Annotated in this window: 7 protein-coding genes; 5 read left to right on the top strand and 2 right to left on the bottom strand. The window is 44.7% G+C overall.

The features are described 5' to 3' along the window. Window positions 1-233 precede the first annotated feature (233 nt). The 3 genes from fusA2 (at window position 234) to ABV001_RS03990 (ending at window position 4,913) form a co-directional block, all read left to right on the top strand. Window positions 234-2,390, top strand: a complete 2,157-nt coding sequence (fusA2, locus tag ABV001_RS04000) for an elongation factor G2 (protein ID WP_352421636.1) — start codon at window positions 234-236, stop codon at window positions 2,388-2,390. A gap of 118 nt (window positions 2,391-2,508) precedes the next feature. Then, entirely contained in the window at window positions 2,509-3,666 is a 1,158-nt protein-coding gene (locus ABV001_RS03995) for a glycoside hydrolase family 88/105 protein (protein WP_352421635.1), read from the top strand. Between the two features lie 8 nt (window positions 3,667-3,674). Continuing rightward, window positions 3,675-4,913 carry a DUF2264 domain-containing protein gene (locus tag ABV001_RS03990; protein WP_352421634.1) on the top strand — a complete coding sequence of 413 codons (1,239 nt, stop codon included), beginning with the start codon at window positions 3,675-3,677 and terminating at the stop codon, window positions 4,911-4,913. 229 nt (window positions 4,914-5,142) lie between these two features. Here the strand turns inward: ABV001_RS03990 and lacZ are convergent, their stop codons facing one another. Together lacZ and ABV001_RS03980 are read right to left on the bottom strand one after the other, a co-directional pair. After that, window positions 5,143-8,205, bottom strand: coding sequence for a beta-galactosidase, LacZ type (lacZ, locus tag ABV001_RS03985; protein ID WP_352421633.1), 3,063 nt, complete (start codon window positions 8,203-8,205; stop codon window positions 5,143-5,145). Window positions 8,206-8,382: 177 nt separating this feature from the next. Next, window positions 8,383-12,426, bottom strand: coding sequence for a hybrid sensor histidine kinase/response regulator transcription factor (locus ABV001_RS03980; RefSeq protein ID WP_352421632.1), 4,044 nt, complete (start codon window positions 12,424-12,426; stop codon window positions 8,383-8,385). A 413-nt stretch (window positions 12,427-12,839) separates the two neighbouring features. Between ABV001_RS03980 and ABV001_RS03975 the strand changes: the two genes are divergently transcribed. Both ABV001_RS03975 and ABV001_RS03970 read left to right on the top strand, forming a co-directional pair. Further along, the gene (locus tag ABV001_RS03975) at window positions 12,840-15,893 is read left to right on the top strand and encodes a SusC/RagA family TonB-linked outer membrane protein (RefSeq protein ID WP_352421631.1); all 3,054 of its coding nucleotides are present in this window, start codon (window positions 12,840-12,842) and stop codon (window positions 15,891-15,893) included. A 21-nt stretch (window positions 15,894-15,914) separates the two neighbouring features. Continuing rightward, window positions 15,915-17,822, top strand: a complete 1,908-nt coding sequence (locus tag ABV001_RS03970) for a RagB/SusD family nutrient uptake outer membrane protein (protein ID WP_352421630.1) — start codon at window positions 15,915-15,917, stop codon at window positions 17,820-17,822. Window positions 17,823-17,832 lie beyond the last annotated feature (10 nt).

The following is a 17,832-nucleotide window of genomic DNA, read 5'->3' as shown; positions in this document are numbered from 1 at the left end:
AAACAAACGGTAGAAAAAAATGTTTACTCTTTCCTGTTCCCCAATTCCGGTCATTATTTATCCTGAATATGTTATATAACATAACTATTAGAGCACCATTTGTCGCACGTTTTTTATATATTGCGACGCTATTTCAGATAGCATGACTTTGCCGGCATTTACAGCGCGGCAAAGTCTTTTTTAGTCTCATTGGCACATTACACATACACATCAATAAAAAATAAAATAGGCGTATGAAAGTTTACAAAACAAACGAAATCAGGAACATTGCCCTCATTGGCAATGCAGGCTCAGGTAAGACCACCCTCGCGGAAGCCATGCTTTTCGAGTGTGGTCTTATAAAACGACGCGGTACGGTAGATGGAAAAAATACCGTGAGTGACTACTTCCCTGTAGAAAAGGAATATGGATATTCAGTCTTCTCCACTGTTTTTTCTTACGAGTGGAAAGAGAAGCTGATGAATTTTATCGACTGTCCGGGTTCGGATGATTTTGTGGGAGGGGTCGTTTCCGCCCTTAATGTCACGGATATGGCGTTAATGCTGATCGATGCGGCTAACGGGGTAGAAGTGGGTACCGTCAACCAGCTCCGTTATGTGGACCACCTGAATAAGCCGCTCGTTTTCCTGATGAATCAGATGGACCATGACAAAGCCGACTACGACAATACCCTTGCCAGCCTGAAAGAACAATACGGCAGCAAAGTAGTGCCGGTACAATATCCTATTGGCAGCGGTACCTCTTTCGACGGGATAGTAGATGTGCTGAAACAGAAACTCTATAAATGGAAACCGGGCGCCACCGCCCCCGACGTGCTGGAAATCCCCGGCAGTGAACAGGAGAAAGCGGGTGAATATTACCAGGCTTTACTCGAAGCCGCCGCCGAGAATGATGAAGGGCTGATGGAGAAATATTTCGAGCAGGGCTCACTTACCGAAGAAGAGATGCGCGACGGTATCCACAAGGGAATGATCAGCCGCGACCTTTTCCCGCTCTTCTGTGCGTCAGGCGAAAAGAATATGGCAGTGCACCGTATCATGAACTTCCTGAGCATGGTGGCACCCTCCCCGCTGGATGTGCCCGCACCTCTCAACAGCGAAGGACGGGAGGTAAAACCCGATGTATCGGCTCCCACAAGCCTCTTTTTCTTCAAAACAACGGTCGAACCCCATATCGGTGAAGTCTCCTACTTCAAGGTAATGTCGGGTTCTGTGAAAGAAGGTGACGACCTGGTCAATGCCAACCGCGGTTCAAAAGAACGCCTCGTACAACTTTACACCGTGGCAGGCCAGATCCGCAACAAGGCCGAAGAGTTACAGGCAGGCAGTATCGGTGCGGCGGTGAAGCTGAAAGATGTGCGCACGGGAAATACCCTCAACGCGAAAGATAGTGAAAACAAATTCGACTTCATCCGTTATCCGGAACCACGTTACCGCAGAGCCATCAAAGCCGTCAACGAATCGAACTCAGAGAAGTTGAGCGAAGCGCTTACCCGCATGAAAGAAGAAGATCCCACCTGGTTGGTGGAAAACTCCAAGGAGTTGAAACAGGTGATCGTCTCCGGACAAGGTGAGTTCCACCTGAGGACACTGAAATGGCGGTTGGAGAATAATGACAAGATCGAAATTGAATTCCAGGAACCCAAGATCCCATACCGTGAGACCATCACGAAAGCGGCACGTGCCGATTACCGCCACAAGAAACAATCGGGTGGCGCCGGACAGTTCGGGGAGGTGCACCTTATCGTGGAACCTTACACCGAAGGAATGACCGTACCGGAAGTCTATCGGTTTAACGGCCAGGAATACAAAGTGCAGAACCGCGATACACAGGAGATCAACCTCGATTGGGGCGGTAAACTCGTATTTGTGAACAGTATCGTAGGTGGCGCCATCGACGCGCGCTTCCTGCCTGCTATCCTGAAGGGTATCATGGCCCGTATGGAGCAAGGCCCCCTTACCGGATCGTATGCCCGTGACGTGCGGGTGATTGTGTACGACGGTAAGATGCACCCGGTAGATTCCAATGAAATCTCCTTCATGCTCGCCGGACGTAATGCGTTCAGTACGGCCTTCAAAAATGCAGGGCCCAAGATCCTCGAACCGGTGTACGACGTAACGGTTTCCGTTCCGGGTGAATACATGGGTGACGTGATGAGCGACCTGCAGGGACGCCGCGCCATGATCATGGGGATGGAGAGTGAGAAAGGCTTTGAGAAACTGAAAGCAAAAGTACCTTTGAAAGAGATGAGCAGCTATTCCACATCACTGAGTTCGATCTCCGGGGGAAGAGCCTCTTTTTCCATGAAATTCTCGAGCTATGAACTGGTACCTTCCGATGTACAGGACAAACTGTTGAAAGCCTACGAAGCACAGGAGAAGGAAGAGTAATAAGAACAACCCACTTTTTCAGCAACAGGGGCGACCGGATTGGCCGCCCCTGTTTTCCTTATCTTCAAAGATTAATGACATCTTTGCATTTTATTTTAACAAACAAACTCTTTGAACGATGAACTACAAGTTTTACAATTTGATTGTAATGGTATTCTTCCCGGTAATGATTTCCTGTTTTACAGGATGCAGTCCGGATAAAGATAAGAACAAAACATCTGATAAAACAGCAAAAGAAGTGATTGACATTATTTACAAAGTAAACAGTTACTGGCAAACTAATAATCCGGAGCATGGCGATGCCTTCTGGCACAGGGCGGCTTACCATACCGGCAATATGGCGGCGTATGAAGTGGCCGGTAACGAAACATACAAAGCATATTCCGAGGCATGGGCAGAGCACAACGAATGGAAAGGCGCCAAATCAGATATTAAGGAGAACTGGAAATATTCGTACGGGGAGTCTGACGATTTTGTGCTTTTCGGCGATTGGCAGATATGCTTCCAGGTATATGCCGACCTGTATAACCTGGATGAGACCAAAGACGAAAGAAAGATCGCGCGGGCGAAAGAGGTGATGGTATACCAGATGGGCACACCACAGAACGATTACTGGTGGTGGGCCGACGGACTCTATATGGTGATGCCGGTGATGACCAAACTCCATAATATAACCGGAAATGAACTCTACCTTGAGAAACTCCATGAATATTTTTCCTTTGCAAAGGAACTGATGTATGATGAAGAGAGCAGCCTGTTTTACCGGGATGCCAAATACATCTATCCCGCCCATAAAACCAATAGCGGAAAGAAAGATTTCTGGTCGCGTGGTAACGGATGGGTATTTGCCGGACTGGCGAAAGTATTGCAGGATCTGCCCGGAAACGATCCCCACAGGGATGAATATATCAGCATGTACAACGCCATGGCGAAAGCACTTGCGGGTTGCCAGCAGGAGGAGGGATACTGGTCGAGAAGCCTGCTCGATACCGACCATGCTGCCGGCTATGAGACCAGCGGGACCGCATTCTTCCTCTATGGCTATTTATGGGGGATAAACAACGGCTTCTTCGATAAAAACGAGTATAGCGCGATGGTCGATAAGGCCTGGGGTTACCTGACCCGTATCGCATTGCAGGAAGACGGCAAGGTGGGATATGTGCAACCTATCGGTGAACGCGCCACGCAGCACAATGTAAGTGCCGAAACTACTGCCGATTTTGGTGTGGGCGCTTTCTTGCTGGCTGCCTCAGAAATGGTGAAATATTTAAACTGAATAAGCGTATGAAACGAACATTATCATTTTTCTTATCATCGTTGTTGGCGATTTCATTGACCTACCCGTACACGGCAGAAAATGACCGTGCTTACTGGACCGGATTGGCATACCGGATTGCCGCACCCGTATTGGAGAATATGAGTAAGGGCGAACTGAAAAAAAATATGCAGGTGGAAGTCAGCCCCACATGGGATGGACGGGACAAGGACGTTACCTATATGGAATGTTTCGGAAGGCTTATGTCGGGAATAGCCCCATGGCTCAGCCTGCCCGACGATGACACGATCGAAGGAAGACAAAGGAAACAACTCCGCGAATGGGCACTGAAGAGTTATGCCCATGCGGTGGACCCCGAAAGTCCCGATTACCTGCTATGGCGAAATGAAGGACAACCATTGGTGGACGCCGCCTATATCGCCAGCAGCTTCCTGCGTGCGCCCAAACAGTTATGGGAGCCCCTCGACGAGGTGACCAAAGAGCGGTATATCGCCGAATTCCAGCAACTCCGCCGTATAGATCCTCCTTACACCAATTGGCTCCTGTTTTCGGCAATGGTGGAAACTTTCCTGATGAAAGCAGGGGCACAGTACGATATGTACCGCATACACAGTGCTATCCGAAAGATCGACGAATGGTACGTGGGCGACGGATGGTATTCCGACGGGGAGCATTTCGCATTCGACTACTACAACAGCTACGTGATACAACCGATGTATGTGCAGGTACTCCAGGCACTCGCCGACAGGGACGCGGCATTGAGGGACAAAACTCCGGGAGCAGTACAGAAAGAACTCGATACCGCGAAAAAGCGGATGCAACGCTTCGGAATTATACTGGAACGTTTTATTTCTCCCGAAGGGACTTTCCCGTTGTTCGGACGTTCGATGACCTATCGTTTAGGTGTATTCCAACCCCTCTCGATGCTTTCGTGGAAAGAATTCCTGCCGGCAGAACTGACCGAAGGACAGGTCAGAAGCGCGCTCACTGCCGCCATGAAACGACTGTTCATGCACGAAGGCAATTTCAACGAAGGAGGATTCCTTCGGTTGGGATTTGCCGGACATCAGCCAGACCTGGCGGACTGGTACACCAATAACGGCAGCATGTACCTCACTTCCGAGGTGTTTCTCCCGCTGGGTTTGCCCGCCGATCACTCCTTCTGGACTTCTCCCGCCGAAGAGTGGACAACAAAAAAAGCATGGCAGGGAGATCCCTTCCCCAAAGACCATGCCGTGAGGTACTGAAGAAGTAGGTGATAGTAAGAATTCTTCCACCATGATTCAAGTTACTCGTAAACCTCTAATACACTTGATTTGGCTACCACTTTTTGTGTCCACTACAAGTCTCAATGGCCGGTTCATATCACATTTCAATCACATTTCACGGGCAAAGCAGCCGTGGCATAAAAAGAGGAAGGAGATTGGGCGTGCCACGTCAATCCCCGGTGGCACACCCAATATTCATCCCAACACCTTATAAATCACTTATATTAATCGTGTAGCTGTAAGAATATTCTTTATCCATGAACCGGTACTGGTCTAACGGTTTGGCACCCCACGACTGCAATCCTCCCACACCGCGCTGGAACAGGTCCACGCACAGGACTACTTCGTGGCGGGGCAACACATCCGACCAGTGCTGCTGTTTCTTGGTCATGCCCGGATCGAGGTCTTCGGGACGGTTGTTCGTGGCACTTACCGATAACGGCTGTGTTCCGTCAATCCTGACACCTTTACCCTCTTTGTTTTTTAATGTGAGCCAGCGTACATCTGTCTTATTCCCTGTCTCCTGGGGACGGTAATAGGCAAAAGCCTGTTCTTCCACCTTCCCGCTCCAGATACCCATGAATGTATCGTGCTTACGGTCTACATAATTCTCATGGGGGCCGCGGCCGTACCATGTGAAATCGTTATAATTCCCGGGCAGGGTCATTATCATGCCGAACCGCACCATTTCGGGCAGGTCATCCGACAACGCCTTGTAATGCGCCGAGGTGGTAAGGCTGCCATCTTTGTTTACCGTGTAGGTAATATCCACTTTGGCTTCTATGCCCCTCAGTCTGACTTCATACTTTGCATTGAATCCTTCTGAGGTCTCTTCCGAACCTTTGTATTTATAGATAGTATTGTATCCGGCCGATTCCCAGATACGCGCGCTGTACTGCATGTTCTCTCCGAAGTCATTATCGGTAAGCGCTCTCCAGAAGTTAAGACGGGGTAGTTCCCTGAACACATTCTGCCCTTTATTTTTCATGCTTAGCAGACCACGTCCATCTTTCGATGAAAACTCATAAGAGAGATCGGCTGCTTTGACTATGATCTTATCGTCCTGCTTTTCAACGGCAATTTGCCCGTTTACATTTCCGGCAACGAAGTAATTATTCTGGTTAAACGCAAATTCCTCTTTAGCCACCTCAAATCCGGAAGGGATGAATTCGGTTGCCCGGTTGCTGTAAGCATATACCTGAAGAAAATATTCTACCCCTGCCTCTTTGTTCAGAGCCGGTAAATCCAGTTTGACATCCTTCCGGCTGTCGGCCGCAACGGATACGTTGAAAGAACCTTCCTGGAATTCCTCCCCGTTCTTCAGCAGTACCCATTTGAAACTGTAATTTTCGGGAGTCAGGTCTGTGAACTTGAAATCGTTGATGACCGTAATAATTCCCTTGTCCAGTTCCTTTGCTTCAAAAAGGATATTCTGATACACTTTTTTAACGATATAAGTATGCGGGATATAATTCTGGTCGGGGCTGATAACACCGTCCATACAGAAGTTGCCGTCATTCATCTTGTCATAACCTTTCAGGTCACCACCATACGCCCAGAAGAAACGTCCCTGGTCGTCATGGGCAGGATATCCGTGATTGTACCATTCCCAGATGAATCCACCCTGCATATTCTTGCTGGAACGCATCAGGTCCCAGTATTCCTGGAAATTCCCCATGCTGTTCCCCATGGCATGGGCATACTCACACATGATATAGGGCTTTCCGAGATCTTTCGCCGCATCGCGTTTCATATTTTCCCATGAGGGGTACATGTGGCAGATAATGTCTGTATTCCGGTCCCTTTGATAAGCCTGTTCATATTGCACGGGACGGCTGTTGTCGCGCTCTTTGGCCCAGTCATACATATCGAAAAAGGCTTTCCCGTTGCTGGCTTCATTCCCCAATGACCAGAAGATGACCGACGCATGATTTTTGTCGCGTTCCACAAGCCGTTTAATACGATCCATGTGTTGCGCATGCCATTCGGGGAAGTTGGAAACATTGTCGGGACCGTATCCAAGTCCGTGTGACTCGAGGTTAGCCTCATCCACCAGGTACATGCCATACTCATCACACAGTTTATACCATAACGGCTGTTGCGGATAATGGGAGGTGCGGACGGCATTTATATTGAGTTCCTTCATTAATTGCAGGTTACGTATCATCTCCTTGCGCGTCACCACCTGCCCTGTATTAGTATTGAATTCATGTAGATTCACACCCTTGAAAAAAACTTTTTTTCCGTTTACAAACAGTTGTCCGTCTGTGATTTCAATTTTACGGAATCCTATTTTGTGCGACGTGGATTCGATAATCCTGCCGTTGCCGTCCTTCAACGTGATGAGCATTGTATAAAGGTTAGGGGTTTCAGCCGTCCATTTCAACGGATTGGAAACATTCCCCGAAAGGGTGATATCCGTAGTTTCATTTGCGGGAATAGCGGATTTCTGATTACGGGAAAATACTTTTTTGCCCGATTTGTCCAATAAGGAAACTTCTACCGAGTTATTGTGTAAATTATCAGTATAGTTTTTCAATGTAATATCCACGCTGAACACCCCATTTTTATAATTTTTATCGAGATCGGGATGGGCAAAGAAATCCTGAATACGGGTTTGTGCCGTACTGTAAAGGTAAACGCTACGGTTTATTCCACCAAGCCGCCACATATCCTGGTCTTCCAGATATGAGCCGTCGCTGAATTTATGTACCTGGCAGGCCAACGTGTTCTTCCCTTTTCTTACGTAATTTGTGATATCGAACTCGGCCGGACTTTTGGCATTTTGTGTATATCCTACCTTTTGTCCGTTCACCCATACATACATGGAATTTGTGCCGCCTTCGAAATGGATAAAAATACGTCTGCCATCCCAACTGTCGGGGATATTGAATTCATGGCGGTAAGCCCCGGTGGGTGAATCTTCCCTGTCGATATGGGGTGGCTTAACCCTGAATCCAAAACCAGTGTTCACGTACATCGGTATCCCGTATCCGTTGAACTCCCAGTTTCCCGGTACAGGCATCTCAACCCAACCGCTTATGTCGTAGTTCTCTTCATAAAATCCGGCAGGCACTTCCGAAACTTTCGGCACCCAATGGAATTTCCACTTGCCGTTCAATGACTGGTAGTAGGGCGATGAGTCATAATTATCTCCTATTGCCAGTTGCTCGGAAGGATAAGGCAACGCAGTAGCCCGGGTGTTTTCTTTATTGACGGCGAAAACTTCCGGATTTTCCCAGTCGGGAGCATCTTGTGCGAATAAATTCATACAAACTAAAGTTAATACGAATAAAAAGGAAAATGTTTTTCTCATATTTTTTATGTGTATTTTATGTGATTATAATAATTTACCTCTTACATCATGAAGTACAAATATAGGGTATTTATTCATAGGAATAAAAACAAAATTTAATCAAAAAAGGGAGATAAATCAATCAAGGAGTGATTATTTCACCGATTTTGCATATTCTGAGGGAGCCATGCCATATTCGTCCTTAAAACATTTGCGGAAATAGACAACATCATTGAATCCGGACATATATGCCACTTCCGATATCTGATAGGAACCGGAAAGCAGAAGTTTTAAACTGTTTTTCAGCCTGATTTTCCGGATAAACTCATTGGGAGTTATCCCTGTAAGCCCTTTGACTTTTCTATAGAAGGTAGAATAACTCATATGCATCTTTTCTTTGATAAAGGCTATATCAAGGTCTTCCATTTCAATATTATTCTCCACAATCTCGGTGAGTTTATTCAAGAACTCTTCGTCCAGTTTACTGATCGTTATAGGCTCTTCCGCTAAGTTATTATCATGCCTTACTGTTCCCTTGGCGAATGTGCTTATCTGCTCTGCCAGTTTCCGGCGCGATTCCAGCAAATTGTCTATCCTGCTTCGTAATAGCCTGGCGCTAAACGGTTTTGTTAAATAGGAGTCGGCTCCGCTGTCATATCCTTTTTCCTGATCGGAGAGAGAATCCTTCGCAGTAAGCAAAATAACCGGAATATGGCTGGTACGCATGTCTTCTTTTATTGTGTGGCAAAGTTCCATACCGTCCATTTCAGGCATCATGATATCACTGACGATAATATCAGGGATGTGTTTCCGCGCAAGATCTAATCCTTCTTTTCCGTTTGTGGCGGATAGCACATGATAGTCGTTTTCCAAAGACGTGGCAATGTATCCACGTATATCATCGTCATCTTCTACTATAAGCGTTACAGGATGGTTATTCGCACTTTCTTCCCTTTGGATATCCTGATCTTCTTCGACAATATCATCAACCGTTTTCTCTTCCGCATGGTTCGCCGAGGGGTAAGTGTTTTCTGTTAATAAACGAAACCTGAACAGCGTTCCTTTACCAACCGTACTTTCCACATTCAGGATTCCTTCGTGTAGATCGACCAATGATTTGACAAGGGCAAGTCCTATTCCCGTACCGGAGGACTGATGCTTACCTTTTGCCTGGTAATAACGCTCGAATATATGGGATAAAGCGTCGGTGTCTATTCCATAACCTGTATCGGAAACCGATATTTCGGTATAATGATTGTCTTTCTCCGTGATCGAACGTAGCGAAAGGCGGATTTCACCCTCCACTGTATATTTCATGGCGTTTGACAAAAGGTTATTCAATATGGTAGTGATGACGTCCGCATCGAAATAGAGTATCCTGTTTTTGTCATCTATATCAATATGGATTCCAACTTTATCTTTCCGGGATAACTCCTTATAGCGTAATCCTATTTCGGCAACCAGATTGGCCAGATTCCCCTTCGACACGGAAAGTTTCTTGTTCTGCGTCTCGGTTTTCCTGAATTCCAGGATCTGGTTGATCAGATTTAAGAGGCGTATGGCGCTGGCATGAATAAGGCCTATTTTCTTACTATATACCGGCGCTAATCCGGAGTCTTGTACCAGATCTTCCAAAGGCCCGAGGATAAGTGTCAACGGGGTCCGGAGTTCATGCGTAATATTCGTATAAAAACGCAGTCGTTCGTCGTTTAGTTCCTGTTTATTCTGGCTGTTTTTCCTTTCCAGTTCAAGTGATGTTCTCAGGTCGACACTTTTTTTATAGGAACGTAGTAAGTAGAGGATGATTATGCAGACTGTTACTACATATAAAAGTTTGGCATACCAGGTAAGCCATAAGGGAGGATGGATGATAAAGTTCATCGAGGCAATATTCACTTCATCCCATTCCTGGTTTTTCAGGCGGCTTTTTACTTTAAATGTGTACTCTCCCGGCGATATATTCCGGAATGCGACCTGGTTTTCATCTTGTGTATTATACCAGGTATTGTCCAGGCCTTCCATCATGTAGGCATACTCTACTTGCTGGTTTTGTGAATGATCAGGGCTGGAAAATGAGATCCTGAAAGAATTTTTATCATAAGGCAACTCTATTCTGTGTTGTGCCGTAGGAACCAGAATTTCCCTGTTATAATTTTCTATTTGTTTATTCAATGCCAGACATTCTATTATCTGAACGGGGACAACCTGCCGTTTTTCTTTCGTTAATTCTTCAGGGTTAAAATAACAGACCCCATTGAGTGAGCCAAAGAACACGGTACCGTCATCCTTGAGACAAGCAGCACCATTCGTAAAATCTCCGATAGGAGTACCGTCCTGATGGTTGTAGTTTTTGAATTGCTCACCGTCCCATAAGGAAATACCGGCATTGGTACTGATCCAGATATTTCCCCGGTTATCCTGTTGGATAGCGCGGATATAAGAGTTCTCAAGCCCCTGTTTTTCATCATATACCTCATATTGGCCCGTCACTGTGGTATCTTTAAAATAAGCCATTCCGTTACGGGTGGCTACCCATACCCCACCCTCGGAATCCATATAGAGATGATGAATGGCATTAGAAATAAATCCTTTATCTGCAACGATATTATCCACTAAATTGTCGTTATTGTCGAAGATGAATATTCCCTTCCCAAATGTGCCAATCCATAATTTGCCTTGTCTGTCGCGGAGAATATTGTATATTATCTTATCTTCCAATTGGTCGTTAATGTGGTTTTCCTTCTCTATCTTTCCACTTCGGTAGGAATATAATCCGTTTTCCGTCCCGATCCATATTTTTCCATTGAGATCTTCATAAAATTCACGGACATATTCACCCCGGCCTTCGAAAGGTATATTTTTAATCTGATAATTATCCGGATTCAACTGGAATATATCGCCGGTAGTTGATCCGAGCCAGAGAATGCCATTCCTGTCACTTTTTATCTTGTTGATATATACATTTGAACTTATTCCTGACAAATGAGGTTGAATATTGATTGTTCTTTTAATCTCATTATCCTGAAGGACAATCACTTCATTTTCGGAGCCAACCCATAATTGCTGATCTCTATCCATGTATATATCCCATATCTGCCTTTCGTTGGTATCCCTGTATTTATCCGTAGAATGTAGAAGTGTTTGAAAAACAGGAGGTTTATTGCCGATAAAATCTATTCCCCGACTGTAATGTCCTATCCAGATATTGTCGTAAGAGTCCTGGAACAAAGATCTGACGTTGGACGACGATAATCCGTAATGGTTTTTTGTGACGGATATATTTTTGAATGTAACCATTTTGGGATCGAGCAAGGTAATATTACTGAGATCGAGAATACTGATTCCTTCCATGTCGGTACTGATCCACAAAGTGGCATCCTTCATTTCCCTGATATCATAAATGTAGTTTGCGCCCAGAGAATGAGGGTCGGACGGATTATGCCTGAAGGTAATAAACTCATCAGTCTGCGGGTTAAATAAAGCCAATCCCTCATTGGTCCCTATCCAGATATTTTTTTGAGAATCCATATATATGGTGCGAACAGCATTACCCGGCAAACTTTTGGGATTTCCGGGCTGATGGCGGATATTGCGTGCCGTTTTATTCTTTATATCAATAATACTCAATCCGTCAAAAGCATGCCCCACATACAAATTACCTTTTCCATCATCGAAAGAGCACCAGTTCGGAAGTTCCAACCCTTCTATATCGGAACTTAAAAAACGGGTTAATTGTTGGGTATTTTTATCATAATATTCTATGCCTACATGATAGTGGGTTATCCATATCCCTCCGTCTTCTGCATGTGAAAGATGTGTTACATCATTGGTTATCAAACCTTCCATTACCGTATAATCTGTAAACGATTGGGAGGCGCAGTCAAAAATGCTGATTCCATCCCGCTGAGAGCCTATCCATATCTTGTTTTCTTCCTGATCGTACAGCAAAGTATTCAGCTCATTACTTACAATATTGGAATTTTTTTTGGTATATACCGTAAAATTCTTACCATCGAAACGGCTCAATCCCGATTCTGTCGCTATCCATATGAAGCCTTGACCGTCTTGAATAATGTCGACAATATAATTATTGGATAAGCCGTCTTCCACACCAACATGTTTTAAAGCTTGCGGTTGCCCCGGTGTATTAAAATAAATCAACAGCAGACCATATAGAACAATCACTTTTTTTAACATAACTTGAAGAGGTGAATCAATTATTATCTCCACAAATTTATGAAAATTTCTCATATCTATTTTTTGAAGATGATTATTTGGCTCACTTTAACAAAGCTCGATAAAAACTCACACACTACACATTCACAAATAATTACAATAGCAACACAAGTAAATCCGTCATTGATGGAATGATTATTTTATCCCTTCTTAATGATTGATTTATCATCCATTCTTGTTAATGAATCTTGATAATTTTGCAATCTGATTATTTGCGATAGAATATAAAAATGTTTTTACCGGAAAAAACAATAAAAATTAATCCATTGTAAAACATTTTTTAGCGGTATCTGTGAGGGGAGACTTGTAAAAATTAACATCTTAATTCTCAATTTATATATTTAATACTCTATGTACTAAACATTTTATTTATTATGCACAAATTGAAAATATTTATTGTAAGTATCGTCATGAACCTATGTTGCTTTATGACGTATGCACAGAACAGCGTTACCGGGAATGTGTCCGACGTGAACGGTGAAGCAGTTATCGGTGCGAGTATACTGGAGAAAGGCACCACCAACGGTACAGTTACCGATATCGATGGTAATTTCACCTTGAATGTATCGGAAGGCACTACTCTTCAAATTAGTTATATCGGCTATATCACTCAGGAAGTAGCCGTGACCGGCCGGTCACTGACGATCATCCTGAAAGAAGATACCCATACACTCGATGAGGTAGTGGTGGTGGCCTATGGAGCACAGAAGAAAGTAACAGTGACCGGTGCTATTGCATCTGTCAGTGGGAATGATCTTATCAAGGCACCTACGGGCTCTCTCGGTAACGCGTTAGCCGGAAAATTAACGGGTGTAAGTACTGTGCAATATTCAGGAGAACCGGGTGCCGATGCCGCGGAAATTTATGTCCGGGGGATTACTACATTGAACAGTTCGAGCCCCTTGGTGCAGGTCGATGGAGTAGAGAGAGATTTTACGCAGATAGACCCAAATGAAATAGAGAGCATAACCATCCTCAAAGATGCTTCTGCCACAGCCGTATTTGGAGTGCGAGGTGCCAACGGGGTTATTCTGGTAACCACGAAAAGGGGAAAAGAGGGGAAAGCCAATATTTCGGTAACCACTTCTACCGGAATCACTGTCCCTACCCGATTGCTTGAGTTTGCGGACAGCTATCAATATGCCAGCTTCTATAATGAAGCGCAAATCAGGGATGGAGTTAATCCGGACAATGTAAAATTCTCCCCCGAGATGCTCACTGCCTTCCAGACACAGTCAGATCCCTTATTGTATCCCAATATGAACTGGTTGGATTATATCCTTAAAGACTATGCCCACCAATCGCAACACAATGTAAACATATCGGGAGGAAATAATTTTTTCCGCTATTTCGTTTCCGCGGGGATGTACACACAAGGCGGATTATTCAAGACATTCGACACCGGTTATGATTTCAATTTTGATTTTAAACGGTACAATTATAGGGCAAACCTCGATTTTAACTTGTCAAAATCAACAGAACTATCCTTAAATATAGGGGGACGTGTAGAAGATAAGAATACACCTATCTCCGCCGAAGACCAAAATCAGTTGTTCCGCCATTTATATTGGGCTACTCCCTTTTCCGGGGCCGGTATTGTAGATGGGAGGTGGATCAAAACCAATCCTGATGTTATTCCAAATCCCGGAGCAGACGGATTAAACCCATACTTTGGGAAAGGGTATAATAACAAGGTAGGCAACACATTGAACGTGGACGTCCAATTAAAACAAAAATTAGATTTTATCACGAAAGGACTCGCTTTCAATCTAAAGGGATCTTATAATAGCAATTATGCCCAGACAAAATCAAGAAGTTCGTCGAAAGCTTATTATGTAGCCATAAAAAATGAAGACGGAACAATGGGGTATCGTAAATACGGCGAAGACGGGACTTTGGGTTATAGCGAATCATTTGAGAAGGGACGTAATTGGTATTTCGAAACAAGCTTAAACTATAATACCACGATTCATTCAGATCATAACCTGGGCGCACTGCTACTCTACAACCAATCGAAATATTATTATCCGAACACATTTACCGACCTCCCCAAAGGGTATGTAGGAATGGTAGGACGCCTTACTTACGATTATCGTTCCAAATATATGGTTGAATTCAACGTGGGGTATAATGGTTCAGAGAATTTTGCGCCCGGAAAACGATATGGCTTCTTTCCTGCCGGATCCCTTGGCTGGGTTGTCACTGAAGAACCGTTCATGGAGGATATGAAGAAATACATATCCTATCTTAAATTGAGGGCGTCTTATGGAGTGGTAGGAAACGATAACACGCAGGACCGCCGGTTCATGTATATCGCAGATCCATTTTATCTTGATGGAGCGGGGTATAATTTTGGCACGAATGTAAGTGGTAAAAAAGGGGGTGCTTATGAAGGCGCAAAATCGAACCCTGACGTAACCTGGGAAAAAGCGTATAAACAAAATCTGGGGATAGACCTCTACCTGTTGAATGACCGTTTAATGACAACATTCGACATATTCAAAGAGCACCGCAAAGATATCCTGGTCGTTCCATCATCACTGCCCAGTTATATAGGCATGACGCTTCCGGTATTAAATAATGGGGTAGTCGATAGTCACGGCTATGAGATTACGCTCAGATGGGATGATAAGATAGGAAAAGATTTCAGGTATTGGGTCAGTCCCAACTTATCATTTGCCAGAAATAAAATTGTAGAGCAGATGGAAGTCAGGCCCAATGAAGATTACCTCTGGAGAACGGGAAAACCGGTCAACCAGCCATTCGGAAGGAAGTTCTGGGGATTTTATGATGAAACTGCCAATGAGCGGTACAAAGCCCAATATGGCAGTGACATTGCCGATCATTCCGTGACGCTTCGGAACGGAGATGCCGTGTATGTGGACACCAATGGAGATGGCGTGATCAATAATGATGATATGATCGCCATGGGATATACCAATGTGCCTGAATATGTGGTAGGAGCCAATATAGGATTTGAATGGAACGGTTTTGACCTGAGTATGCAATGGACAGGCGCATGGAATACTTCACGTATGTTACAGGAGACATTGAGAGAGCCGTTAGGCGACACAAACAATAAAGGATTATTGCTATACCAGTATGAAGACAGATGGACAGAAGAAACGGCATCTACCGCGAAACTTCCCCGGGCAAGTATAACCAGTAAGGCGAATAATATCGTTGATTCCGACTTGTATCTCGTGGATGCCAAGTACCTTCGGTTAAAGAGTCTTGAGGTGGGTTACAATTTTAATATGCCTTTCATGGAAAAAATGAGACTAAACTCTTTGCGTGTGTATGCCAACGGGTATAATTTACTCACATTCGACGTCCTCAAGATCACGGATCCCGAATCGAGGACAAGCGACAGGCCTAATTATCCATTAACCAGGGTATTCACCGTGGGATTGAAACTGGGATTCTAAACTTAAAAATAAAATAATCGTATGAGACGAAATATAAAATCACTATTTATATCCTTGACCATAGGAATGGCCATATTCTGTTCATCCTGTGTGGATGATTTGAAATTCGGAGATAGCTTTTTAGAAAAAGCCCCCGGAGTGGATGTGACGCTGGACTCTGTTTTTGCCAAGGCTGAAAACGCACGTTATTTTTTGTGGGATACCTACAGCAAATTATACTACGGCCTACCGGTGTATTGGAATAGCGTGGATAACAAAATGAATATGGGTATGTTTGAAACCTTGTCCGATACATGGCACAGCCATTTGAGTTGGGATGGAGTCAACAGATCCTATTATAACGGAACCTATAACGCAAACAGGGAAGACACCAGCGACGATACCAAGTTTGGTTTCTCCAAGGAAAATACGTGGGAGGCTATCAGGAAAGCCTGGTTATTTATTGAAAATATAGACCGGGTACCGGATATGCAACAATCCGAAAAAGAAAGATTAAAAGCAGAGGCGAAAGTGATTGTAGCCTCCCGCTATTTCGATATGTTCCGGCATTTCGGAGGACTGCCGATCATTGACAAAGCGTATGATTTTTCCCTTGACGAATCGTACTATCAAACTCCCAGGGCAACTGTTGAACAAACGGTGGAGTTCATGAATTCCCTTCTGGACGATGCTTCCGGTGTGTTACCCTGGGCGCTTGATGAGGGTGAGATATCCAATTGGGACGGCCGTTTCACGAAAGCTGCGGCAATGGGATTGAAATGTAAAATATTATTGTTCGCAGCCAGTCCATTGTTCAATGATACGGAGCCCTATTCGAAGGAATCTCCTCAAGACGCCGTTACCAATCTGAGTGTATGGTATGGTGCATATAAATCGGAAATATGGGAACAAACATTGAAAGCGTGTGAGGATTTTTTCAGGGAAGTCAGTACGCAAGGACGTTATGGTTTGGTACAACCTACAGAAGCCACTCCATCAGCTTACAGGGATGCTTTCAGAAAAGCTTATTATACCAGAGGGAGCGGTGGCGACAATCCGGAATTATTAATTTCCACGAGGGTACGATATACCTATGGAGATGACTATCAATGGGATTATTACTTTCCCCAATCGGTGATGAACGGCGCATTCACGCCTACATTGGAATACGTGGATATGTTTCCGCTGTCCGATGGAACCCCCTTCGACTGGAATAACCCGGATCATGTGGACGTGATTTTCTCCGACAGGGATCCTCGCCTGTATGAAACAGTATTGGTCAATAACGCTTCCTACCAGGGGCGACAGGTTGAGCTTTGGGTTGGTGGACGCGAAGCACAACAAGGGCCAAGAACCGAACAGGGACAGTTCGCCACTGGGTTCGGATTATATAAGTTCATTTTGGATTTTTCTTCTGCCCGGAACCGGCCCACCTTATGGCCTTACCTGAGGATAGCTGAAATCCATCTGATTTATGCAGAAGCATTGATGATGGCAGGGAGAACGGACGAAGCGATCAATGAAGTTGATAAAGTGCGTGCCAGAGTAGGGTTGAATGGTTTGAGAGACTCCAATCCAAGTGTCGATTACAGTAATCAAACCCTCCTGCTTGAAGCCATCTTGAATGAGCGCGCCTGCGAACTCGGACTTGAGGATGTCAGGTTTTTCGATCTTATCAGGCATAAGAGGGCACAGGATTTCTCAAAAGTCCTGCATGGATTAAGAATTTACCGTTTGGACGAAAATGGGAATGTGGTAAACGATTCCTGGTCTGATAAACCTGCCAACGACAGGGGCCCCCGTCCCACCGAATTCAGGTATGAGAAATTCCAACTTGAAAATTCAAGTCGTGCCTGGTGGACTAATTTTAATTCTAAATGGTATTTGTCCGCATTTCCCACCCTGGAGGTGAATAAAGATTATGGATTAACACAAAATCCCGGATGGTAAAACCGGCTCA

Source organism: Proteiniphilum sp., assembly GCF_040307845.1.
Classification (GTDB): Bacteria; Bacteroidota; Bacteroidia; order Bacteroidales; family Dysgonomonadaceae; genus Proteiniphilum.
This window is presented reverse-complemented; position numbering and strand designations above follow the sequence as displayed.